The organism is Enterobacter cloacae complex sp. HYC033_NIDB (assembly GCF_056673335.1).
On sequence record NZ_CP115123.1, the window covers coordinates 791,772 to 813,909 of the forward strand.

Below are 22,138 nucleotides of genomic sequence, written 5' to 3' on the forward strand. Positions count from 1 at the left end.
GCAAAAGTGAGGCGAAATTCAGCGGTCGCGGTAAAGTAGTGATGGACTTACAGAGCACAAGGACTCTCCATGACACTCAATAAAACCGATCGCATTGTCATCACGCTGGGCACTCAGATTGTGGGTGGCAAATACGTTCCCGGTTCGCCGCTGCCAGCAGAGGCGGAACTGTGCGAGGAGTTTGAAACCTCGCGCAACATCATTCGGGAAGTGTTCCGCTCGCTGATGGCGAAGCGGCTGATTGAAATGAAGCGCTATCGCGGCGCGTTTGTGGCGCCGCGTAACCAGTGGAACTACCTCGATACCGATGTTCTGCAATGGGTGCTGGAAAACGACTACGACCCACGGCTCATCGGCGCGATGAGCGAAGTCCGAAATCTGGTGGAACCGGCCATCGCCCGCTGGGCGGCAGAGCGCGCAACGTCAGGTGACCTGGCACAGATTGAGTCGGCTTTAAACGACATGATCGCCAATAACCAGAATCGGGAGGCGTTCAACGAAGCGGACATTCGTTACCACGAAGCGGTATTGCAGTCGGTGCATAACCCGGTTTTACAGCAGCTTAGCGTGGCGATCAGCTCGCTACAGCGAGCAGTATTTGAACGTACCTGGATGGGCGATGAGGCCAACATGCCGAAAACGCTTCAGGAACATAAAGCGCTGTTCGATGCGATACGGCATCAGGACGGTGATGCGGCAGAGCAGGCGGCGCTGACCATGATCGCCAGCTCGACACGAAGGCTGAAGGAAATCACATGACATCACGCTACATCGCAATTGACTGGGGATCGACCAATCTGCGCGCCTGGCTCTACCAGGGTGAGCAGTGCCTGGAAAGCAGGCAATCAGAAGCAGGTGTGACGCGCCTGAACGGTAAATCCCCCGCAGCGGTGTTAGCAGAAGTGACACAAAACTGGCGCGACGGTACTACGCCAGTGGTGATGGCCGGAATGGTCGGCAGTAACGTGGGGTGGAAGGTCGCGCCTTACCTGTCAGTTCCGGTGCATTTCACCGCCATTGGCGAGCAGTTAACGTCCGTTGGCGACAATGTCTGGATTATTCCCGGTTTATGCGTCTCTCGCGACGATAACCATAATGTGATGCGCGGCGAAGAGACGCAGCTGCTCGGGGCGCGCACCCTTTCTCCTTCTTCTGTCTACGTCATGCCCGGGACGCACTGCAAATGGGTCCAGGCGGATGCTGAGCAAATTCATGATTTCCGCACCGTGATGACCGGCGAACTGCACCACTTGCTGCTTAAGCATTCGCTGGTGGGGGCCGGTTTGCCGGAGCAGACCCCTTCGCCGGAAGCGTTTGCCGCCGGGCTTGAGCGCGGGATCGCATCCCCTGCCGTTTTGCCGCAACTTTTTGAGGTTCGCGCCTCGCACGTGCTGGGAAATCTTCCGCGCGAACAGGTCAGCGAATTTCTGTCCGGCCTGCTGATTGGCGCAGAAGTCGCCACTCTGAGCGACGCGTTCGCCGGGCAGCAGGCCATCACGCTCGTCGCGGGTTCATCGCTGACGTCTCGTTACCGCCAGGCGTTCCACGCTATCGGACGGGATGTTGCTGCGGTGGAAGGCGACACGGCATTTCAGGCAGGCATAAGGAGCATCGCTCATGCAGTGGCAAACTGAACTTCCCCTGATCGCGATTTTGCGCGGTATCACGCCCGGTGAGGCCTTAGCGCACGTTGGCGCGGTGATCGACGCCGGGTTCGACGCGGTGGAAATCCCGCTCAACTCCCCGGAGTGGGAAAAAAGCATTCCGGCAGTTGTGAAGGCGTTTGGTGATAAGGCGCTGATTGGCGCTGGCACCGTATTACAGCCGGAGCAGGTGGATGAACTGGCGAAGATGGGCTGCAAGCTTATCGTCACACCAAATATCAACCCCGAGGTGATCCGCCGGGCGGTGGATTACGGCATGACCGTCTGCCCGGGTTGCGCCACGGCCACAGAAGCCTTTGCCGCCCTCGATGCGGGCGCACAGTCTCTCAAAATTTTCCCGTCGTCGGCCTTTGGTCCGGATTACATCAAAGCGCTGAAAGCGGTCTTACCCGCCAGCGTGCCGGTCTTTGCCGTGGGCGGCGTCACGCCGGAAAACCTGGGCCAGTGGATGAGCGCGGGCTGTGTGGGCGCGGGGCTGGGCAGCGATCTCTATCGTGCAGGTCAGCCCGTTGAGCGTACCTCACAGCAGGCGGCAGCATTTGTGAAAGCGTATCGAGAGGCAGTGCAATGAAAATAACCAAACTCACCACGTACCGTTTACCCCCGCGTTGGATGTTCCTGAAAATCGAAACCGACGAAGGCGTGGTTGGCTGGGGCGAGCCGGTGATTGAAGGCCGTGCGCGAACCGTTGAAGCCGCGGTTCACGAGCTGGGCGAATACCTGATTGGCCAGGATCCGGCGCGCATCAACGACCTGTGGCAGGTCATGTACCGGGCGGGCTTCTACCGCGGGGGGCCGATTCTGATGAGCGCCATCGCCGGTATTGATCAGGCGCTGTGGGATATCAAAGGCAAAGTGCTCAATGCCCCGGTCTGGCAATTAATGGGCGGCCTGGTGCGCGACAAAATCAAAGCCTACAGCTGGGTGGGCGGTGACCGCCCTGCGGAAGTGATCGACGGTATCCGGCAACTGCGCAACATCGGTTTTGACACCTTCAAACTCAACGGCTGCGAAGAAATGGGCGTTATCGACAACTCGCGCGCGGTAGACCGGGCGGTGAATACCGTGGCGCAAATCCGTGAAGCCTTCGGCAACGAGATTGAGTTTGGTCTGGATTTCCACGGCCGCGTCAGCGCGCCAATGGCCAAAGTGCTGATTAAAGAGCTGGAGCCGTATCGCCCGCTGTTTATCGAAGAGCCGGTGCTGGCCGAGCAGGCGGAATACTATCCGAAACTGGCTGAACAGACGCACATTCCCATCGCGGCGGGGGAACGCATGTTCTCGCGCTTCGAGTTTAAACGCGTGCTGGAAGCGGGCGGCATTGCGATCCTGCAACCGGACCTCTCCCACGCGGGCGGCATCACCGAATGCTACAAAATTGCCGGAATGGCAGAAGCCTACGATGTGGCGCTGGCGCCGCACTGTCCGCTTGGGCCGATTGCGCTGGCGGCCTGCCTGCACGTCGACTTCGTCTCCCGCAATGCGGTGTTCCAGGAACAAAGCATGGGCATTCACTATAACAAGGGCGCGGAGCTGCTCGACTTTGTGAAAAACAAAGAAGACTTCAGCATGGAAGGTGGTTTCTTTAAACCGTTAACGAAGCCGGGCCTTGGCGTGGAGATCGACGAAGCCAAAGTCATTGAGCTGAGTAAAAGTGCGCCGGACTGGCGTAACCCACTGTGGCGTCATGAAGACGGTTCCGTAGCCGAGTGGTAAATCGCCGGATGGCGCTACGCTTATCCGGCCTACTCTCTCGTAGGCCCGGTAAGCGAAGCGCCACCGGGCAAAAAAAACGTACATAGAAAAAATATAACCCTCTGTAAATTACAGGGCATGGTGAGCGGCTTCGCTATGCCCAAAATCTGGAGACAGATTGCGATGGATATTCCAGTTACTGCTGCAAAAACCGGGCGTCGTCGTTACCTGACGCTGATCATGATCTTTATTACCGTGGTCATCTGTTATGTCGACCGCGCCAACCTTGCCGTGGCATCGGCTCATATTCAGGAAGAGTTTGGCATCACCAAAGCGGAAATGGGCTACGTCTTCTCGGCGTTTGCCTGGCTGTATACGCTCTGTCAGATCCCCGGTGGCTGGTTCCTTGACCGCGTGGGTTCACGTCTGACCTACTTTATCGCTATTTTTGGCTGGTCCGTGGCGACCCTGTTCCAGGGCTTCGCGACTGGGCTGATGTCGCTGATTGGCCTGCGCGCCATCACCGGGGTGTTTGAAGCGCCGGCGTTTCCGACCAACAACCGCATGGTGACCAGCTGGTTCCCTGAACACGAACGCGCTTCCGCTGTTGGTTTTTACACCTCCGGGCAGTTTGTTGGTCTGGCGTTTCTGACGCCGCTGTTAATCTGGATCCAGGAGCTGCTGAGCTGGCACTGGGTGTTTATCGTCACCGGCGGGATCGGCATTATCTGGTCGCTCATCTGGTTTAAGGTTTATCAGCCGCCGCGCCTGACCAAAAGCATCACCAAAGCCGAACTGGACTACATCCGCGACGGCGGTGGCCTGGTGGACGGCGATGCGCCGGTGAAAAAAGAGGCGCGCCAGCCGCTGACCAGAGCGGACTGGAAGCTGGTCTTCCACCGTAAGCTGGTGGGCGTATATCTGGGCCAGTTCGCAGTGACCTCCACGCTGTGGTTCTTCCTCACCTGGTTCCCGAACTATCTGACGCAGGAGAAGGGCATTACCGCGCTGAAGGCGGGCTTTATGACCACCGTACCGTTCCTTGCGGCGTTTTTCGGCGTGCTGCTCTCGGGCTGGCTGGCGGACAAACTGGTGAAAAAAGGCTTCTCACTGGGCGTTGCGCGTAAAACGCCAATTATCTGCGGACTGCTGATCTCTACCTGCATCATGGGAGCGAACTACACCAACGATCCGGTGTGGATCATGACCCTGATGGCGGTAGCGTTCTTCGGAAACGGTTTTGCCTCCATCACCTGGTCGCTGGTGTCGTCCCTGGCGCCGATGCGTCTGATCGGCCTGACTGGTGGTGTGTTTAACTTCGTTGGCGGCCTGGGCGGGATCACCGTACCGCTGGTCATCGGTTACCTGGCGCAGGACTACGGCTTTGGTCCGGCTCTGGTGTATATCTCTGCCGTGGCGCTGATCGGGGCGCTCTCCTACATCCTGCTGGTCGGCGACGTTAAACGAGTAGGCTAATCCCTTCGGATGTTTTACCCTGATGCGATAACCGCGCATCAGGGTATTTTCATGAAACAAATCACCTTCGCTTCCCGCAACCACCAGCTCACCAACATCAACACCTGGACGCCAGACAGCCAGTGGCTTGTCTATGATGTCCGCCCGTCCGGCGCGTCGTTTACCGGTGAAACCATTGAGCGGGTCAATGTTAGTACGGGCGAGGTTGAGGCGATCTACCGTGCGACTGACGGCGCGCATGTCGGCGTGGTAACCGTTCATCCGGCGCAGGACAAATATGTTTTTATCCACGGCCCGAAAAACCCGGATGCAGACTGGCAGTATGATTTTCACCATCGTCAGGGGGTGATTGCGCACAATGGTCAGGTGAGCAATCTTGATGCGATGGATATCACCGCGCCTTACACCGCAGGCGCGCTGCGTGGCGGCAGCCACGTCCACGTTTTTAGCCCGAACGGGCAGTTCGTCAGCTTTACCTACAACGACCATGTGCTGCACGCGCGCGATCCGCAGCTGGATTTGCGTAACGTCGGGGTGGCGGCGCCTTTTGGCCCAGTAAACCCACAGGGGAACCATCCGCGGGAATATGCCGGCACCTTCTGGAGCGTACTGGTAAGCCGTACAACGCCGAACCCGAAACCGGGCAGCGATGAGGTAAACCGCGCCTATGAAGAGGGCTGGGTGGGCAACGACAGGCTGGCGTTTATCGGCGATACGGTGTCTGCGAAAGGCGAGAAAGTGCCCGAACTGTTTATTGTCGATCTCCCCAAAGACGAGCAGGGCTGGAAACGGGCGGGCGATGCGCCGTTGCAGGGAACGCCTGATACAATGCCCGCGCCGCCTGCGGGCGTAACGCAACGTCGCTTAACCTTCACCCATCAGAAGGCGTATCCGGGGCTGGTGAACGTACCGCGCCACTGGGTGCGCAGCAATCCGCAGGGGACGCAGATTGCGTTTTTAATGCGGGACGATAACGGCGTTGTGCAGCTGTGGCTTATCTCCCCTGAGGGCGGCGAGCCGCGTCAGCTGACCCACACTGAGCGTGATATTCAGTCGGCCTTTAACTGGCATCCTTCCGGCAACGGGCTGGGATTTGTGCTTGCAGGCCGTATTGCCTGCTGCGATGCGCAGACCGGAGAGGTGACGTTTTTGACGTCCGATCACGGCAATCCGCCGTCTGCTGACGCTGTGGTGTTTTCCCCGGACGGACGATTTATTGCATGGATGGAAGAGAAGGACGGTTTCCGCCAGCTGTGGCTAACGGAAACCGCACAGAATTAGCGTGGAGGCATCTCTGCGGGCGGGATGACGGAATTGGTCGCCAGCTTTTCCTGCTCGCTTTTCTCAACGCGCGAACGCACTGAGCTGTCGGTGCGGAACATATCCCACGGCAGCAGAAGCGTATCGGCAACCGCCGTAAACGGCATATCAAGAATCGCCAGAGATTTGGTACCCCAGTTTGTCTCATCATCAGAGATCATTGCGGCACTGGCGCGCGTCCCCGGATATGTTCCTTCTTTACCGCCGGTGTGCGACATCACGCTCGAACACCCGCAAAGTAAAACAACCCCGCTGAACGACGCCAGCTTAATCAGAACATTTCTCATCATCACTCAGTCATCTTTAGTAGCACGGCATTGACCTGCAACTCAGGGTTATAGCGAGGCGCGTCCAAAATGGATAGCTCAAAACTCCCGCACTGTGGTCGTCATCGCAATTTAACCCTTTGTGCTGTGCCCCTGAGTCTATGCGACAACCAGCAAAGTGCAAAAAAATCTCACATCAACAGTCTTGAAAAGGCCGTATCCAGACCCATTTTAAGAATGTAACCCGATAACGGACACGCCTGATGGGTGTTCGGGGAAGCAGAAGCCTGTCCATGGTGGAAGGCTACATTTTCTCGCTGATTTCAGGAGCATTTATCCATGCGTAATTTCGATCTCTCTCCGCTATACCGTTCTGCCATTGGTTTCGATCGTCTGTTCAACCACTTAGAAAACAACCAGAGCCAGAGCAACGGCTATCCTCCTTACAACGTTGAACTGGTTGACGAAAACCACTATCGCATTGCGATTGCTGTTGCCGGTTTCGCAGAGAGCGAACTGGAGATCACCGCGCAGGACAATCTGCTGGTGGTGAAAGGCTCCCATACGGCCGAGCAGAAAGAACGAACCTACCTCTACCAGGGCATCGCAGAGCGCAACTTTGAGCGCAAGTTCCAGCTGGCTGAGAACATCCACGTCAAGGGCGCGAACCTGGTGAACGGCCTGCTGTTTATCGAACTGGAACGTGTGATTCCGGAAGAGAAAAAACCGCGTCGTATCGAAATCAACTAATTACGCGGGTCGCGTGAGCGGCCCACCCGAACTTGCTTGCCGTAACGGGAGCATATGCGAATCCGCAAGGGTTTGCAGGTACAACTGTGCACAAAATTAAACTGTGCCGCACTCGCTTCTCAGAAGGAGATTTAGTATGCGTAACTACGATTTATCCCCCCTGCTGCGTCAGTGGATAGGTTTTGACAAACTGGCTAACGCGCTGCAAAGCGCAACCGAACAGCAGACCTTTCCGCCGTACAACATCGAAAAAAGCGATGATAACCACTACCGCATCACGCTTGCGCTGGCCGGGTTCCGCCAGGAAGATCTCGACATCCAGCTTGAGGGTACGCGCCTGACCGTGAAAGGGTCACCGGAAAAACCAGACACCGAGACCAAATGGCTGCATCAGGGGCTTGTCACTCAGCCGTTTAGCCTGAGCTTTACCCTGGCAGACCATATGGAAGTTTCTGGCGCGACGTTCACTAACGGGCTACTGAACATTGACCTCACCCGTAACGTGCCGGAAGCCATTGCGCCTCAGCGCATCGCCATTAGCGAACGCCCGGCGTTGAACAGCTAAACCACGTTTTTGCCGGGTGGAAAACCTGCCGATCCTGTAGGTCGGGTAAGGCGCAGCCGCCACCCGACTCGCTCACAGATGCCATGAAGCCCTGCCCCGGCAGGGCTTTTTTGTGCGCCATCGCCCATACAACCGCCGTCAGCTCTGAGAGAATCCTTAGCATAACTATGGTTATACACAGGATGTGGATCATGAGTGATATCGCGTTAACCGTTAGCGTGTTGGCCCTTGTCGCGGTAGTGGGGCTATGGCTGGGGAATATCAAAATCCGCGGCGTCGGATTTGGCATCGGCGGGGTGCTGTTCGGCGGGATTTTTGTCGGCCATTTTGCCGACCAGCTTGGGTGGGTGCTCAGCGCCGATATGCTGCATTTCATCCAGGAGTTCGGCCTGATCCTCTTTGTGTATACCATCGGTATTCAGGTGGGGCCGGGCTTCTTCGCTTCCCTGCGCGTCTCCGGTTTACGCCTTAATCTCTTTGCCTTCGGCATCGTCGTGATGGGTGGGCTGGTTACCGCCATTCTGCATAAACTCTTCGCGATTCCGCTGCCCGTCGTGCTGGGCATCTTCTCCGGCGCCGTCACGAATACGCCCGCGCTCGGGGCGGGCCAGCAAATTCTGCGCGATCTGGGTATCCCTGCTGATGTCGTCGATCAGATGGGGATGAGCTACGCCATGGCCTATCCGTTTGGCATTTGCGGTATTTTGCTCTCGATGTGGCTGGTGCGCGTGCTGTTCCGCGTTAACGTCGAGCAGGAGGCAAAAGAGCATGAAAGCACGCTGACCAACGGCCATGCGCTCATTAAAACCATCAACATTCGCGTCGAAAACCCCAACCTGAACAATATGGCGATACAGGATGTTCCCATTCTGAACAGCGCGACCATTATCTGTTCCCGCCTGAAACGTGATGAAACGCTGATGGTGCCTTCACCGGATACCCTTATTCAGCACGGCGATCTCCTGCATCTGGTAGGGCAACCGGCGGATTTAAACAATGCCCGGCTGGTGATTGGTCAGGAGGTGGATACCTCACTCTCAACCCGTGGAACGGACATGCGCGTGGAGCGGGTGGTAGTGACCAATGAGAAAGTCCTGGGCAAGAAAATACGCGATTTGCAGGTTAAAGAGCGTTATGACGTGGTGATCTCCCGGCTTAACCGCGCCGGTGTCGAGCTGGTGGCCAGCCAGGATGCCAGCCTGCAATTCGGTGACATTCTCAACCTCGTCGGGCGTCCCTCATCCATTGATGCCGTAGCGGACATGGTAGGCAACGCCCAGCAAAAACTCCAGCAGGTGCAGATGCTGCCGGTCTTTATCGGCGTCGGGCTTGGCGTCATGCTTGGCTCCATCCCCCTGTACGTGCCCGGCTTCCCGGTAGCACTGAAGCTGGGTCTGGCAGGCGGGCCGCTCATTATGGCGCTGATCCTCGGGCGTATCGGCTCCATCGGTAAGCTCTACTGGTTTATGCCGCCGAGTGCTAACCTGGCGCTGCGGGAGTTAGGCATCGTGCTGTTTCTGGCGGTGGTGGGGCTGAAATCCGGCGGCGATTTTGTCGATACTCTGGTCAACGGCGAAGGGATGAGCTGGGTAGGATACGGCATATTTATTACCGCTATCCCACTGATAACGGTCGGATTACTGGCACGTATGTTCGCTAAAATGAACTATCTCACGCTGTGCGGCATGCTGGCTGGTTCCATGACCGATCCGCCCGCGCTGGCGTTCGCCAATAACCTGCACGCCACCAGCGGCGCGGCGGCGTTGTCCTACGCCACGGTTTATCCGCTGGTGATGTTTCTGCGCATCATCACCCCGCAGCTACTGGCGGTGCTGTTCTGGGGGATGGGCTAACAAGTCTTCCGGGTGGATGCGCCGCAGATGGTAGTCCACCTGGTAATCGCTGGTGTTCCGGAACATCACGGAATAATTGAGGAACTCGCCGCTGTCGCTGTAGGAAAGGGAGGTGATGCGCAGCAGCGGCGTCTGTTCCGGCACATTCATATAACCGGCCAGCTGTTTATTTGCCAGCACCGGCGTCAGGCTCTCGTAGTTGCCGCTGATGGTGATCCCGCATTCCTTCTCGATGTAATCAAACTTAGACCCTTCGAGATGCGCCAGGGAAAGATTGCGGAACAGCTTCACCGGCATAAAGCTGTCCTCCAGCATCAGCGGTTTTCCGTCCACGTAACGCACCCGCCTTGAAAAATAGATCCGCTCATCAACCTGAATCCGCAGCTGGCTGGCGATGGCGGGCGGCGCGGGCATCACTTCAAACTGCAACACCTTGCTCTGCACTTCTTTCCCCTGCTGGCGCAGCACCTCCACCAGCCCGGTCAGGTTAGTCGTTTCATGATGAACGTCTTTGCGCGCCACGAACGTCCCGCTGCCGTGTCGACGTTCAACCAGCCCCCAGCTTACCAGCAGATCCAGCGCCTTGCGGATGGTCATCCGGGCTACGCCAAACTCCTTTGCCAGCGCTTTTTCTCCGGGTAACGGACTACCAATGTTGTAGTCCGAGGAATTCAGCCGCAGCCGCAGCCGATCGGCAATTGATTTGTAGATCACCAGTAGACCTCTCTGCGCACATCATGGCGTGGATTACGTCTTAACTTGTCTATGTTTAGTTTAAAAAGTAGACCTGATTGGTCAAATTAAAACCATGAATGCGATCACGAATCGCAGCGGCATACCATGTTGCCGCATCAGTAAGTTCTTATGCTCACCTCAGGCCAGTAAAAAACCATAAAGGCCTCTATCCCCTACAGGTTGTTTCATGAGGATTTAAAAATGCTCAGTCAAATACAACGTTTTGGCGGCGCCATGTTCACCCCGGTTTTGCTGTTTCCCTTTGCCGGCATCGTGGTTGGGATCGCCATCATGCTTCGCAATCCGCTGTTTGTCGGTGAGGCCTTAACCGCGCCGGATAATCTGTTCGCGCAAATTGTTCACATCATCGAAGAGGGCGGCTGGGCGGTGTTCCGTAATATGCCGCTGATTTTTGCTGTCGGCTTACCGATTGGCCTGGCAAAGCAGGCGCAGGGCCGCGCCTGTCTGGCGGTGCTGATTAGCTTCCTGACCTGGAACTACTTTATCAACGCGATGGGGATGACCTGGGGTCACTTCTTTGGCGTCGACTTCTCTGCTGAACCCACTGCCGGCAGCGGGCTGGCGATGATTGCCGGAATCAAAACGCTTGATACCAGCATCATCGGGGCGATTATCATTTCCGGGCTCGCCACCGCCATCCACAATCGATTTTTCGACAAGCCGTTGCCGGTCTTTCTGGGGATTTTCCAGGGCACCTCGTTTGTCGTTATCCTCGCGTTCTTCGTCATGATCCCCTGCGCCTGGCTGACGCTGCTGGGGTGGCCGAAAGTGCAGATGGGCATTGAGTCGTTGCAGGCCTTTCTCCGTACCGCTGGCGCGCTGGGCGTATGGGTTTATACCTTCCTGGAACGCATTCTGATCCCAACCGGATTACACCACTTTGTCTACGGTCCGTTTATCTTCGGCCCGGCTGCGGTAGAAGGCGGCATTCAGGTCTACTGGGCACAGCACCTTCAGGAATTCAGCCAGAGCACTGTGCCGCTGAAAACGTTGTTCCCGGAGGGCGGATTCGCGCTGCACGGCAACTCTAAGGTGTTTGGCTCAGTCGGTATTGCGCTGGCTATCTGGTATACCGCGTCGCCGGAGAACCGCGTCAAAGTGGCAGGTCTGCTGATCCCGGCCACGCTTACCGCCGTGCTGGTGGGCATTACCGAACCGCTGGAGTTCACCTTCCTGTTTATCTCGCCGTTGCTGTTTGCCATCCACGCCGTGCTGGCCGCAACGATGGCGACGGTGATGTATACCTTCGGGGTGGTGGGGAACATGGGGGGCGGTCTGCTGGACCAGTTCCTGCCGCAAAACTGGATCCCGATGTTCCATAACCACGCCTCGACGGTATTCACCCAGATTGGCATCGGCCTCTGCTTCACCGGGATCTACTTCGTGGTCTTCAGAACGCTTATCGAACGTCTGAATCTCAAAACGCCGGGCCGGGAAGAGAGCGAAATCAAACTCTACAACAAAGCCGACTATAAGGCCGCGCGCGGGCAAACCACCGCCCCGGCGGCAGCCAGCCAGCAGGTCGGGCAGGCTGCTGGGTTCTTACAGGCGCTCGGCGGCGCAGCAAACATCGAAAGTATCAATAACTGCGCCACCCGCTTGCGTATCGCCCTGGTGGATATGACGAAAACCCAAAGCGACGACGTCTTCAAAGCCCTGGGCGCACACGGTGTGGTGCGGCGCGGCAACGGCATACAGGTGATTGTCGGTCTGCACGTTCCTCAGGTGCGCGACCAGCTGGAATCGCTGATGAAAACCCCCTTAACAAACGAACAAACCACTCTGACAGAGGCTATATCATGAAAAAATTCTCAGTTGTTATTGCAGGCGGCGGCAGTACATTCACGCCTGGTATCGTCCTGATGCTGTTAGCCAACCGTGACCGTTTCCCGCTGCGTGCGCTGAAGTTCTATGACAATGACGGAGCACGTCAGGAGATCATCGCCGAGGCGTGCAAAATCATCCTTAAGGAGCAGGCGCCGGAGATTGAATTTAGTTACACCACCGATCCTGAAGCGGCCTTTACCGATGTGGATTTCGTGATGGCGCATATTCGCGTGGGCAAATACCCCATGCGTGAAAAAGATGAAAAAATCCCGCTGCGCCACGGCGTGTTGGGCCAGGAAACGTGCGGGCCGGGCGGCATCTCCTACGGCATGCGCTCCATCGGCGGCGTGCTGGAGCTGGTGGATTACATGGAGCAGTACTCCCCGAACGCGTGGATGCTGAACTACTCCAACCCGGCGGCGATTGTCGCGGAAGCCACGCGCCGCCTGCGTCCGAACGCGAAAATTCTCAACATCTGCGACATGCCGATCGGCATTGAAGGACGTATGGCGCAAATCGTCGGTCTGAAAGACCGCAAAGAGATGCGCGTGCGTTACTACGGTCTGAACCACTTCGGCTGGTGGACGTCGATTGAAGATCTGAACGGCAACGATCTGATGCCGAAACTGCGCGAATACGTGGCGAAAAACGGTTATGTTCCGCCTTCGGAAGATGCGCATACTGAAGCGAGCTGGAATGATACTTTCGCCAAGGCTAAAGACGTACAGGCGCTGGATCCGGACACCATGCCGAACACCTACCTGAAGTATTACCTGTTCCCGGACTATGTGGTCGCCCATTCCAACCCGGAGCGTACCCGCGCCAATGAAGTGATGGATCACCGTGAGAAGCATGTATTCAGTTCATGCCGGGCGATTATCGAAGCCGGTCATTCTTCTGCCGGTGAACTGGAAATCGACGAACATGCGTCGTACATCGTCGATCTGGCGACCGCGATCGCCTTTAATACCCAGGAACGTATGCTGCTGATTGTGCCTAACAATGGGGCTATCCATAATTTTGACGCCGACGCGATGGTAGAAATCCCTTGTCTGGTCGGCCACAACGGACCGGAGCCGCTGACCGTGGGTGATATTCCGCACTTCCAGAAAGGGCTCATGAGCCAGCAGGTGGCGGTGGAAAAACTGGTGGTGGACGCCTGGGAGCAGCGCTCGTATCAGAAACTATGGCAGGCGATTACCCTGTCGAAAACCGTACCGAGCGCGTCGGTGGCGAAGGCGATTCTGGACGATCTGATTGAAGCCAACAAAGAGTACTGGCCGGAACTGCATTAATTTTCCTGACCGGCATCGCCAGATGCCGGTCTCCTTGTCCTGGCTGAATTACGCTATGCTGAAGCCTGCATGCAGCACGACAAGGAACCTTCATGAACATTTCCCGCCTCGGTGAAGCACCGGACTACCGCTTCTCACTGGCTAACGAACGCACGTTCTTAGCGTGGATCCGCACCGCCCTGGGCTTTCTGGCCGCAGGTGTCGGTCTTGATCAGCTCGCCCCCGATTTTGCCACCCCGTTGATTCGCGAAGTGCTGGCCCTGCTGCTGTGCCTGATTGCCGGTGTGCTGGCGATTTATGGCTATCTGCGCTGGCTTAGAAATGAAAAGGCGATGCGTCTGAAGCAGGATCTCCCCTACACGCGCGGCTTGCTCATCATTAGTACGATTTTGCTGATGGTTGCGGGCGTAGTGATGTTACTGGTGTTGTATGCCGGATAGCCGCAAAGCGCGGCGGGAAGCGGACCCCGGGCTTCAGCCGGAGCGAACCTCGCTGGCCTGGCTGCGCACGCTACTGGGGTATGGCGCGCTGATCGCTCTTGCCATTAAGCACAACTGGCACCGCACGGGGGCGCCATTCTGGATCTCCATTGTTGTGCTGGCGCTGGTAGCCGTCATTTTATGGCGCTACACCCGCAGCCGTAACCTGATGGACGTGGCGCAGAACGACTTTGCGCAGCCGAAAGCGGTGCGGGATAAGTTCCTGATTGCGTTGGCTGTGCTGTCTCTGTCTTTACTCTTTGCAGTTACTCACATTCAGCAAATTATGAGCTTATAAGCCCGGTGGCGGCTACGCCTTACCGGGCCTACAGCTGCCGCGAACTGTAGGCCGGGTAAGGCGCAGCCGCCACCCGGCATAATTACTTCCCTTTAGCCAGATACTTCGCCATCTCGTCTTCCGGCACCATGCCGCCGCCGGTTGCCCACACCAGGTGGGTAACGTTCTCATCGGCATCGACGCGCAGCGGCCCGGCCATCCCCGCCAGCGCCGACGGCTCCAGGCGAATCCCTTCCTCCTGAGCCAGCCAGCCGAGCATGTCGTACATGCTCTGGTCGGAAAGGGTGTAGAACCCGTCGAGCAGGCGCTCCATCGCGCGGCCCACGAAGCCGGAGGCACGTCCTACCGCCAGACCGTCCGCCGCCGTCACGTTATCAATGCCCAGATCCTGCACCGCAATCTCATCGTGCAGCCCGGTATAAACGCCCAGCAGCATGCACGGCGAGTGCGTTGGCTCCGCGAAGAAGCAGTGGACGTTATCGCCAAAGGCCAGCTTCAGGCCAAACGCCACGCCGCCGGGACCACCGCCGACGCCGCACGGCAGGTAGACGTACAGGGGATGATCGGCATCCACCACGCGGCCCTGCTCGGCAAACTGCGCCTTCAGGCGCTCGCCAGCAACCGCATAGCCCAGGAACAGCGTGCGTGAGTTCTCATCGTCAATAAAGAAGCAGTTCGGATCGCTTTCCGCCGCTTTGCGTCCCTGCTCCACCGCCACGCCGTAATCCTGCTCATATTCCACGACGATCACGCCGTGGCTGCGCAGTTTGGCTTTCTTCCACTCGCGGGCGTCGGCGGACATATGCACCGTCACCTTAAAGCCAATGCGGGCGCTCATAATGCCGATGGACATCCCCAGGTTGCCGGTTGAACCCACCGCGATGCTGTACTGGCTGAAGAAGTTCTTAAAGCGCGGCTCCAGCAGAACGCTGTAGTCGTCTTCAAGGCTCAGCAACCCGGCGTCCAGCGCCAGTTTCTCCGCATGAGTCAGCACCTCATAGATGCCGCCGCGCGCTTTGATCGAGCCGGAAATCGGCAGATGGCTGTCTTTTTTCAGCAGCAGCGTGCCTGGAATGGCCTTACCGGACTCTTTCTCCAGCCGCGCCTGCATCGCCGGGATCGCGACCAGGTCGGATTCGATAATCCCGCCCGTTGCCGCCGTTTCCGGGAACGCTTTCGCCAGATACGGCGCGAAGCGTTTCAGGCGCGCGTGGGCGTCGTCCACGTCGGCTTTGGTCAGCCCGACATAAGGCAACCCTTCTGCAAGCGTCGTGGTGCGCGGGTTAAGCCAGGTGGTTTCTTTCAGGGCAATCAGATCCTCAACCAGAGGAAACTGTGCGGTTAAAGTAGTGATAGTTGCGTTTTCCATAGTACGTCTCTTCGCGCTCAGATAATGAAGGAAAGCAGGAATGTGCCGCCAAGTGCAAGCACCGAGGCGATAAACGTCGCCGTCGTATAGTATTTGAAGGTCTCGTTCAGGGTCGCGCCGCAATACTGCTTCACCAGCCAGAAGAGAGAATCGGTCACGATCGTGCAGCCAATAGCGCCGGACCCGATGGCAATGGTGATGATCTCCGGGCTTACGTTTGGGTAGAGCGGCAGCATCGGCGCTACTATCGCCGTGGCACCCATCATCGCTACCGTTGCCGAACCGACGGCGGCGTGCAGCACCAGTGCCACCAGCCAGGCGAGAAGGATAGGGTGCATATGCAGGTTCGAGAGAATATGCGCCAGCGTCTCCGCCAGACCGCTGGTTTTAAGGATGGCGTTGAACGCGCCGCCCGCACCGATAATCAGCAAAATGTTGGCGATAGAGCCAAAGCCGTGCTCCGTATGGGTCAGCATTGCGCCCATGCCCATGTGCTGGCGGATCCCCAGCAGGTAGTAGGCAAAAAACACGGCGATAAACATCGCGGTGATAGGGTTGCCGATAAACTCCAGCAGGGTATACAGCGAGCCTTCTTTTGCCATGTTCAGCTCGGCAATGGTTTTCACCAGCATCAGGGCAATCGGCAGCAGCACGGTGAACAGCGTGGCGCTCAGCGACGGCAGCGTGTGTTCTTCCCGCACCTTCAGGTCTGAAAATTCCGCCGGAACCGGCTTATAGGGCAGACGATCGCCGAGCAGCTTCAGGAACAGCGGGCCGCCAACCAGAGACGCCATCAGGCCCACCATCAGACCGTAGACAATCACCGTCCCGACGTCCGCCCCTAATTTATTGGTGACAAACAGCGCGGCCGGATGCGGAGGCACCACGCAGTGCACTGCCATTAGTGCGGTACAGAGCGGAATGGCCAGCTTGAGCAGCGACGTGTTGGTCTTTTTGGCGATGGAAAACGCCAGCGGGATCAGCAGTACCACGCCCACTTCCACAAACAGCGTAATGCCGCAGATCAGGCCGACCAGGACCATAATCACGTCCGCCGACAGCCAGCGGCAGCGCTGCAACGTAATCCCGATGCGCTCTGCCGCGCCGGAGACTTCCATCATTTTGCCGAGAATAGTGCCAAGACCGATAACCGCCGCCAGGAAGCCCAGCGTACCGCCAATCCCGCTCTCAATGGCGTTCACCATATCCAGCGGGCTCATCCCCATCATCGCGCCGACGAAAAAGGTTGCCAGCAGCAGCGCGAGGAACGGGTGAAACTTCAGTTTTACGATGGTTAAAACAATCAATACGATGCTGACAAGCAGCGTTGCCACAACCCAGACCTGAGATCCCATATCTCACCTCACCCTTATGTCATCTGGGGGTATTGGACGAAAAAACGGCGTGGGCTGACAAACGATATAAATTGGCGTTCAGATGAGCCAGATTGGATCAACTGAGTGACTGGACTCTAAAAAGCGCACTTAACTCGTATTAGGTTCACATAAATTCATTCTTGAGCGGTATGCTGAACGCAGAAATTACGTGTGGGAATTGTGATGACCGATGCGAATGAAGGCAGAAACCGGCTTTTAAACGGCTGGCAGCTGTCGAAAATGTACACCTTTGAAGTGGCCGCCCGGCATGAGTCCTTCGCGCTGGCGGCGGCGGAGCTGTCGCTCAGCCCCAGCGCGGTGAGCCACCGCATAAATCTGCTGGAAGAGGAGCTGGGCATTCAGCTGTTTGTCCGCTCACATCGTAAAGTGGAGCTGACGCAGGAAGGCAAGCGCGTTTACTGGACGCTGAAATCGTCCCTCGACACCCTGAATCAGGAGATCCTGGATATTAAAAACCAGGCGCTGTCAGGTACGCTAACGGTGTACTCCCGGCCGTCGATCGCCCAGTGCTGGCTGGTGCCGATGCTGGGGGATTTTACCCGCCGCTACCCGTCGATTTCACTTACTATTCTGACTGGTAATGATTATGTCAACATGCAGCGAACCGGCATCGATCTGGCGCTCTATTTCGACGATACGCCGCCAAACCACCTTTCTCATCACTTTTTGATGGATGAAGAGATTTTGCCCGTCTGCTCGCCGGTGTATGCCCGGGAGCATGAACTGCTGAAAAACCCCCATAACCTCAGCCACTGCACGTTACTGCACGACCGTCAGGCCTGGAGCAATGATTCCGGTACGGATGAGTGGCTGAGCTGGGCGCAGCATTACGCGGCGAATATGCCGTTATCATCGGGTATTGGCTTCGATCGCTCTGATTTAGCCATTATCGCGGCCATGAATAATGTGGGGGTAGCGATGGGGAGAAAGCGGCTGGTGCAAAAACGTCTCGAACGGGGGGAGTTGATCGCACCCTTTGATGGGAAAACTCTCAAGTGCCATCAGCATTATTACGTCTCAACGCTTCCCGGCCGTCAGTGGCCGAAAATTGACGCCTTTATCGGCTGGCTAAGAGAGCTGGCGGGTTGAAGAATTATTACGCTTTCGCTCTACACCAAATGTGAAAAAGCGTGCTAAATACAGGTAATGCTTTTGATTTATCCAGGGTAAACCGTGTTAAAGCCTTTTATTGCCACTGCGATCTTACTCTCTTCCAGCTGGGCGATTGCCGCTGAGCCGCCGCTGACGGCTGCCCGTTACGCGCAGATGCTGGGCGTCGGAATGGATGTCGACTGGGCACGCACCGAGCGCGGTATCCGCGAGTTCGACCCGCTGGTGGTCCGTGATTTTCAGGTGAAAGGCATACACCATGTCCGTATTCGGGTGGCGGGCGAACCGACGGAAGCGCGGCTGATTCACCTGCGTAAGCTGGTGGAGGCCTGCGAGCAATACGGCGTCATCCCCATCATCGCTTATCAGGCCGATGAATATAAAAACGACCCGAAAGCGGATACCGAAAAAGAGGTGATTAACTGGTGGATTGCCGTGGCGCACTATTTTGGTCAGCGCTCGCCGTTGCTGGGCTTTGACCTGATCTACGAACCGGCGGACAAGCTCAACCACAACGTTGCTTCGCTCAACCGGGTGTATGAGAAAGCGATCAAAGACATTCACGCCATTGATGCCAGCCGCATGATTTTTATCGCCCCTCGTCTGCGCGCCGCGCCGGAGGATTTATCCAGCCTGAAGCTGCCCGCGCACAGCCAGAATTACCTGCTGGCGGAGTGGCATATTTTCCCCTGGGGCCCGCTGAAAACGAACGGTAAATACCCGTGGACGTCCGGAACTGCGGCTGAGAAAGCGGCTATCCGTAACCGAATCAACGCCGCGCTGCACTGGCAACAAAAAACCGGGCATGTGAGCTGGGTTGGCGGCTGGGGGGTGGGCGAATCGAAAAGCCTGACGCCAACCGCCTCGCAGATGGCGTTTGCCACGTTTATGGCGTGCGAGCTGCAACAGGCCAACATCCCGTATGCGATAAACGCCGATGTTCAGTTTTATGACGGGGAAGAGGGGGCGTGGCGGCCTGCCCCAGAGCGGCTATTGCAGGCGATGATTGCGCCCGTCTGTGAAAAGCCCGGCGAGAAGCCGGGCCATCATGCGGTTAAACCGGCTGTTCGTGATGCGAGACACGCGACGCCAGCGGCAGCCAGCACAGCAAAATCAGCAGCCCCATCAGGGTCATCAGCAAGCCTAAACTCGCCTGCCCGGTCTGCGGCATCATAGCCGAAAGCCAGGCCAGCGCGCCGGAACCGATGTTCTGCAAACCGCCCACCAGCGCGCCTGCCGTGCCTGCGAGGAACGGGAACGGCTCCATCGCGCCGCTGGTGGCGAGGGGAAACAGCATGCCCGCGCCGAAGAAGAACAGCGCCGCCGGGATGAGCAACGTCCAGACCGACATCACGTCAAACAGCCCCGGGATCCACATCATCAGCCCGGCCAGCAGACAGCTGATCACCGACTGCCACATCAGCGTGGAGAAACGCTTGTTCGGACGTCCGGCGAACCATGCGCCGAAGAACGCCGCCGGGATCGGCAGTATAAACAGAATACTCACCACCATGCTGCTCAGGCCAAGGCCTGCGCCCAGCAGCACGCCGGAACAGGCTTCAAACACCGCAATTCCCGCCAGGCCGCCGATTAGCATCAACAGATAACAGGTAAAGGACCCATTACCGAACAGCGTTTTGTAGCTGGCGATGAGCTTCGTGCGCGGCGCGTCTTTTGGGCGGGTTTCCGGCATCCAGCGCGCCATGCTGAAGGTGACAATAATGCACAGCACCAGCAGGAAGGCGTAACAGGCGCGCCAGGACCAGACGGTGTCCAGCAGACCCCCAATCAGCGGGGCCAACAGCGGGCTGACCAGAATACCCATATTTAACAGACTGTTGGCGTGACGAAGCTGTGTGCCCTGGTACATATCACGCGGCAGGGTACGCGCCATAACCCCGCCAACGCCGGTGCCCACGCCCTGAAGGGCGCTGGCGGCAATCAGGACGGTCAGGCTGTGAGTGGTAATGGCAATCACCGTCGCTACCATGAAAATGCTCATGCCCACCAGAATAACCGGACGACGCCCGACGCGATCGGACAGGGGACCATAAACCAGCTGTGAAACGCCATAGGTCAGCAGATAGGCTGCCATCACGCTCTGGACTGCACCTTCGCGGACGCTCAGATCTTTTGCCATATCGGCAATCGCCGGAATGTAGATGGTTTGTGCCATCTGCCCGACGGCCACCAGTAACACCAGCATCAACAATAAGTTCACGTTCCGTTGCTTTTTCATGTCGCTGAATACTTTTGCCAAAAGAGATAAATAAAGAATAAGTGACTACGCATTCCCATAAATGCGCGAGGAATCTACCACAGAGAGATGACAATTTAAGCATTACTGTGATGAATGACAGAAGACGTGAAGGCAGGATTTGTAAACAAGATCGGCAACTAATGTTGCCAGCGAATTACGCCAGGCGCAGCAGGACCGCACCGGCAGCAATACCCAGTGCCGCCGCGATGCGCAGGCCGGCAACCTTCTCTTTTAAAAGCACAAATGCGATTAATGCGCCGAAGAGAATAGAGGTTTCACGCAGTGCCGCGACCACAGCCAGCGGTGCCTGGGTCATCGCCCAGAGTGCCAGACCGTAAGATCCCATCGTCCCGACACCGCCGAGCAGCCCTTTTTTCCAGTGCAGGCGCAGGTAGCTGGACGCTTCGCGACGCCGCGCCACCATTGCCCAGCTCAGCAGGCAGAAACCGTTCATGAAGAAGGTCCAGAGCGTATAGCCCAGCGCAGTGTCCGAGAGTCGCACACCGGTGCCGTCCACCAGGGTATACCCGGCGATAAAACAGGCGTTCAGCAGCGCCAGCCAGATCCCCTTGCGTGACTGCATGCGGCCGTTCATCGCCATGGCCAGAATCGACAGACAAATGACCCCAATGCCGGACCAGGCAAGCCAGGAGAGATGATCCCCGAGCACCAATACGCTGATCAGCGCCACCAGCAGAGGAGCCGTCCCGCGCATAAGGGGGTAGGTCTGGCTCATGTCGGAGACCTGATAGGTCTTCGCTACCAGCACGGTGTACACCACCTGTAACGCACAGGAGACGAACAAATATGGCCAGCTTGCGGCAGTTGGCTGAGGAGAGAAGGGCAGTAAAATCAGGGCAATAAGCGCGGCTGAACCGCTGACTCCGATCGCCGAATAGAGCTTATCCGTTCCGGCTTTAACGATGGCGTTCCAGCTGGCATGCAGCAGTGCGGCGAACAGTAAAATGCAGAAAACGGTGATGGTCATGGCGTATCGGTTGGTGAAATGTCATCCAACTGTAACATTCACCCGTCGATGCTGCCAGCCGCTTACACTGCGCAAAAAAGGCGGTGCGTCACCCGGGGTTCGTCTGACACCAGCCTGAAGCCCGCCCGATGGTAAAATCCGTACGCGGTTTCCGGCGCATGGGTATTAAGAAAATCAAACCAGATGCTGGCATCCGCCATCACCACGGTCAAAAGCTGTTTGCCTATGCCCTGCCCACGGCACTTCTCGCTGACGTAGAGATGACGAATACGTCCGGCGCGCGGCTGCTGGCTGAACGGATCGCGATTAAGGCCGCACACGCCCACCAGCCTGCCGTTAAGAAACGCCCCCAGCAGTTTTTCACCCGGCGCGTTAAAGCGGTTTTCACCCCGCTGCCAGTTCTCTTCCAGCCTGCGCAGCATATTGAAATTCAACGCGATACTCTCCGCCTTCAGGGCGATATACCCGGGTTCATCGGGCGTGACGGGCTCAATTAACAGACGCGACATAGCATTCCCTCGTTATTAAAGAGGGGCGGTTGCCCGCCCCTCTCAGGTGCGACTTGAACCTGAATCACCGAACGTATTTCAGGACAGCATCAAGCAGTTGCAATACAGCAACAATGAGTTTGAGGACAAGTATGACCATATCCACGACGCTCATACGCGTCTCCTTTTGGTTAAAAGGAGCACGATGCTGGCGTACCTTTCCGCCGCCTGTGGCCAGCACCTGGATTGACGTAACACAGTGTGCTCACTTCAGGGGTTAAG

At 57.2% G+C, this 22,138-nt stretch carries 22 protein-coding genes, 1 pseudogene and 1 other annotated feature; of the genes and pseudogenes, 15 read left to right on the forward strand and 8 right to left on the reverse strand.

Annotated features, from left to right (window positions below; genetic code table 11):
- Positions 1-69 precede the first annotated feature (69 nt).
- The 6 genes from dgoR to O1721_RS03775 all read left to right on the forward strand — a co-directional run bounded on the left by dgoR (position 70) and on the right by O1721_RS03775 (position 6,116).
- Positions 70-759, forward strand: coding sequence for a D-galactonate utilization transcriptional regulator DgoR (dgoR, locus tag O1721_RS03750; protein ID WP_003861109.1), 690 nt, complete (start codon positions 70-72; stop codon positions 757-759).
- Positions 756-1,634 carry a 2-dehydro-3-deoxygalactonokinase gene (locus O1721_RS03755; protein WP_032646674.1) on the forward strand — a complete coding sequence of 293 codons (879 nt, stop codon included), beginning with the start codon at positions 756-758 and terminating at the stop codon, positions 1,632-1,634. The genes dgoR and O1721_RS03755 overlap by 4 nt, the downstream gene beginning before the upstream one ends.
- Positions 1,618-2,235: a 2-dehydro-3-deoxy-6-phosphogalactonate aldolase gene (locus tag O1721_RS03760; RefSeq protein ID WP_032646677.1), complete on the forward strand. Its 618-nt coding sequence runs from the start codon at positions 1,618-1,620 to the stop codon at positions 2,233-2,235. The genes O1721_RS03755 and O1721_RS03760 overlap by 17 nt, the downstream gene beginning before the upstream one ends.
- Positions 2,232-3,380: a galactonate dehydratase gene (gene dgoD / locus O1721_RS03765; protein ID WP_003861103.1), complete on the forward strand. Its 1,149-nt coding sequence runs from the start codon at positions 2,232-2,234 to the stop codon at positions 3,378-3,380. Before O1721_RS03760 ends, dgoD begins: the two co-directional genes overlap by 4 nt.
- A gap of 117 nt (positions 3,381-3,497) precedes the next feature.
- Positions 3,498-4,835 (forward strand): MFS transporter, encoded by a 1,338-nt coding sequence (locus O1721_RS03770; RefSeq protein WP_015570129.1) that lies wholly within the window; start codon positions 3,498-3,500, stop codon positions 4,833-4,835.
- Positions 4,836-4,886: 51 nt separating this feature from the next.
- Positions 4,887-6,116, forward strand: coding sequence for a YidR family protein (locus tag O1721_RS03775; RefSeq protein WP_072202415.1), 1,230 nt, complete (start codon positions 4,887-4,889; stop codon positions 6,114-6,116).
- Here the strand turns inward: O1721_RS03775 and O1721_RS03780 are convergent.
- Positions 6,113-6,445, reverse strand: coding sequence for a YceK/YidQ family lipoprotein (locus O1721_RS03780; RefSeq protein WP_017383693.1), 333 nt, complete (start codon positions 6,443-6,445; stop codon positions 6,113-6,115). The genes O1721_RS03775 and O1721_RS03780 overlap by 4 nt on opposite strands.
- Before the next feature lie 247 nt (positions 6,446-6,692).
- Positions 6,693-6,767, forward strand: a sequence feature (ROSE (Repression Of Heat Shock gene Expression) occurs in the 5'-region of heat shock genes and acts as an RNA thermometer to modulate expression.).
- On the opposite strand from O1721_RS03780, the gene ibpA reads away from it, so the two are divergent.
- The 3 genes from ibpA to O1721_RS03795 all read left to right on the forward strand — a co-directional run bounded on the left by ibpA (position 6,761) and on the right by O1721_RS03795 (position 9,589).
- Positions 6,761-7,171 carry a small heat shock chaperone IbpA gene (ibpA, locus tag O1721_RS03785; RefSeq protein ID WP_006177605.1) on the forward strand — a complete coding sequence of 137 codons (411 nt, stop codon included), beginning with the start codon at positions 6,761-6,763 and terminating at the stop codon, positions 7,169-7,171. It overlaps the preceding feature by 7 nt.
- A gap of 136 nt (positions 7,172-7,307) precedes the next feature.
- Positions 7,308-7,736, forward strand: coding sequence for a small heat shock chaperone IbpB (gene ibpB, locus O1721_RS03790; RefSeq protein WP_015570126.1), 429 nt, complete (start codon positions 7,308-7,310; stop codon positions 7,734-7,736).
- A 191-nt stretch (positions 7,737-7,927) separates the two neighbouring features.
- Positions 7,928-9,589: a putative transporter gene (locus O1721_RS03795; protein WP_003861089.1), complete on the forward strand. Its 1,662-nt coding sequence runs from the start codon at positions 7,928-7,930 to the stop codon at positions 9,587-9,589.
- On the opposite strand, the gene O1721_RS03800 is transcribed toward O1721_RS03795, so the two are convergent.
- Positions 9,557-10,303, reverse strand: coding sequence for a GntR family transcriptional regulator (locus O1721_RS03800; protein ID WP_032646681.1), 747 nt, complete (start codon positions 10,301-10,303; stop codon positions 9,557-9,559). The two genes, O1721_RS03795 and O1721_RS03800, sit on opposite strands and share 33 nt — an antisense overlap.
- Positions 10,304-10,525: 222 nt before the next feature.
- Between O1721_RS03800 and O1721_RS03805 the strand changes: the two genes are divergently transcribed.
- The 4 genes from O1721_RS03805 to O1721_RS03820 all read left to right on the forward strand — a co-directional run bounded on the left by O1721_RS03805 (position 10,526) and on the right by O1721_RS03820 (position 14,244).
- Positions 10,526-12,148, forward strand: coding sequence for an alpha-glucoside-specific PTS transporter subunit IIBC (locus O1721_RS03805; RefSeq protein WP_032646683.1), 1,623 nt, complete (start codon positions 10,526-10,528; stop codon positions 12,146-12,148).
- A complete protein-coding gene (locus tag O1721_RS03810; protein ID WP_015570123.1) occupies positions 12,145-13,467 on the forward strand; it encodes a 6-phospho-alpha-glucosidase in 1,323 nt (440 codons plus the stop codon). Before O1721_RS03805 ends, O1721_RS03810 begins: the two co-directional genes overlap by 4 nt.
- Before the next feature lie 92 nt (positions 13,468-13,559).
- Positions 13,560-13,907 (forward strand): YidH family protein, encoded by a 348-nt coding sequence (locus O1721_RS03815; RefSeq protein ID WP_003861080.1) that lies wholly within the window; start codon positions 13,560-13,562, stop codon positions 13,905-13,907.
- Positions 13,897-14,244, forward strand: a complete 348-nt coding sequence (locus O1721_RS03820; protein WP_017383689.1) for a DUF202 domain-containing protein — start codon at positions 13,897-13,899, stop codon at positions 14,242-14,244. The genes O1721_RS03815 and O1721_RS03820 overlap by 11 nt, the downstream gene beginning before the upstream one ends.
- Before the next feature lie 82 nt (positions 14,245-14,326).
- On the opposite strand, the gene dsdA is transcribed toward O1721_RS03820, so the two are convergent.
- Entirely contained in the window at positions 14,327-15,613 is a 1,287-nt protein-coding gene (gene dsdA / locus O1721_RS03825) for a D-serine ammonia-lyase (protein ID WP_023295667.1), read from the reverse strand.
- Between the two features lie 17 nt (positions 15,614-15,630).
- On the reverse strand, positions 15,631-16,968 hold the full coding sequence (dsdX, locus tag O1721_RS03830) for a D-serine transporter DsdX (protein ID WP_032646687.1): 1,338 nt from the start codon (positions 16,966-16,968) through the stop codon (positions 15,631-15,633).
- A 204-nt stretch (positions 16,969-17,172) separates the two neighbouring features.
- Here dsdX and dsdC point away from each other — a divergent pair, with 204 nt between their 5' ends.
- Both dsdC and O1721_RS03840 read left to right on the forward strand, forming a co-directional pair.
- Positions 17,173-18,099: a DNA-binding transcriptional regulator DsdC gene (gene dsdC / locus O1721_RS03835; RefSeq protein ID WP_032646690.1), complete on the forward strand. Its 927-nt coding sequence runs from the start codon at positions 17,173-17,175 to the stop codon at positions 18,097-18,099.
- 84 nt (positions 18,100-18,183) lie between these two features.
- A pseudogene (locus tag O1721_RS03840) lies at positions 18,184-19,269 on the forward strand (cellulase family glycosylhydrolase); the annotation flags it as partial.
- Here O1721_RS03840 and emrD read toward each other — a convergent pair.
- From emrD to tisB, 4 genes are all read right to left on the reverse strand, one after another.
- A complete protein-coding gene (emrD, locus tag O1721_RS03845) occupies positions 19,175-20,359 on the reverse strand; it encodes a multidrug efflux MFS transporter EmrD (protein ID WP_015570118.1) in 1,185 nt (394 codons plus the stop codon). The pseudogene O1721_RS03840 and the gene emrD overlap by 95 nt on opposite strands.
- Before the next feature lie 175 nt (positions 20,360-20,534).
- Positions 20,535-21,368, reverse strand: coding sequence for a DMT family transporter (locus O1721_RS03850; RefSeq protein WP_015570117.1), 834 nt, complete (start codon positions 21,366-21,368; stop codon positions 20,535-20,537).
- A gap of 62 nt (positions 21,369-21,430) precedes the next feature.
- Entirely contained in the window at positions 21,431-21,877 is a 447-nt protein-coding gene (locus O1721_RS03855; protein ID WP_003861064.1) for a GNAT family N-acetyltransferase, read from the reverse strand.
- Between the two features lie 64 nt (positions 21,878-21,941).
- Positions 21,942-22,031, reverse strand: coding sequence for a type I toxin-antitoxin system toxin TisB (tisB, locus tag O1721_RS03860; protein ID WP_017383683.1), 90 nt, complete (start codon positions 22,029-22,031; stop codon positions 21,942-21,944).
- Positions 22,032-22,138 lie beyond the last annotated feature (107 nt).

Coding starts and splice junctions, on each gene's coding strand:
- dgoR (WP_003861109.1), top strand. CDS start 70: ATGACACTCAATAAAACCGATCGCATTGTCATCACGCTGGGCACTCAG.
- O1721_RS03755 (WP_032646674.1), top strand. CDS start 756: ATGACATCACGCTACATCGCAATTGACTGGGGATCGACCAATCTGCGC.
- O1721_RS03760 (WP_032646677.1), top strand. CDS start 1,618: ATGCAGTGGCAAACTGAACTTCCCCTGATCGCGATTTTGCGCGGTATC.
- dgoD (WP_003861103.1), top strand. CDS start 2,232: ATGAAAATAACCAAACTCACCACGTACCGTTTACCCCCGCGTTGGATG.
- O1721_RS03770 (WP_015570129.1), top strand. CDS start 3,498: ATGGTGAGCGGCTTCGCTATGCCCAAAATCTGGAGACAGATTGCGATG.
- O1721_RS03775 (WP_072202415.1), top strand. CDS start 4,887: ATGAAACAAATCACCTTCGCTTCCCGCAACCACCAGCTCACCAACATC.
- O1721_RS03780 (WP_017383693.1), bottom strand. CDS start 6,445: ATGATGAGAAATGTTCTGATTAAGCTGGCGTCGTTCAGCGGGGTTGTT.
- ibpA (WP_006177605.1), top strand. CDS start 6,761: ATGCGTAATTTCGATCTCTCTCCGCTATACCGTTCTGCCATTGGTTTC.
- ibpB (WP_015570126.1), top strand. CDS start 7,308: ATGCGTAACTACGATTTATCCCCCCTGCTGCGTCAGTGGATAGGTTTT.
- O1721_RS03795 (WP_003861089.1), top strand. CDS start 7,928: ATGAGTGATATCGCGTTAACCGTTAGCGTGTTGGCCCTTGTCGCGGTA.
- O1721_RS03805 (WP_032646683.1), top strand. CDS start 10,526: ATGCTCAGTCAAATACAACGTTTTGGCGGCGCCATGTTCACCCCGGTT.
- O1721_RS03810 (WP_015570123.1), top strand. CDS start 12,145: ATGAAAAAATTCTCAGTTGTTATTGCAGGCGGCGGCAGTACATTCACG.
- O1721_RS03815 (WP_003861080.1), top strand. CDS start 13,560: ATGAACATTTCCCGCCTCGGTGAAGCACCGGACTACCGCTTCTCACTG.
- O1721_RS03820 (WP_017383689.1), top strand. CDS start 13,897: ATGCCGGATAGCCGCAAAGCGCGGCGGGAAGCGGACCCCGGGCTTCAG.
- dsdA (WP_023295667.1), bottom strand. CDS start 15,613: ATGGAAAACGCAACTATCACTACTTTAACCGCACAGTTTCCTCTGGTT.
- dsdX (WP_032646687.1), bottom strand. CDS start 16,968: ATGGGATCTCAGGTCTGGGTTGTGGCAACGCTGCTTGTCAGCATCGTA.
- dsdC (WP_032646690.1), top strand. CDS start 17,173: ATGACCGATGCGAATGAAGGCAGAAACCGGCTTTTAAACGGCTGGCAG.
- emrD (WP_015570118.1), bottom strand. CDS start 20,359: ATGAAAAAGCAACGGAACGTGAACTTATTGTTGATGCTGGTGTTACTG.
- O1721_RS03850 (WP_015570117.1), bottom strand. CDS start 21,368: ATGACCATCACCGTTTTCTGCATTTTACTGTTCGCCGCACTGCTGCAT.
- O1721_RS03855 (WP_003861064.1), bottom strand. CDS start 21,877: ATGTCGCGTCTGTTAATTGAGCCCGTCACGCCCGATGAACCCGGGTAT.
- tisB (WP_017383683.1), bottom strand. CDS start 22,031: ATGAGCGTCGTGGATATGGTCATACTTGTCCTCAAACTCATTGTTGCT.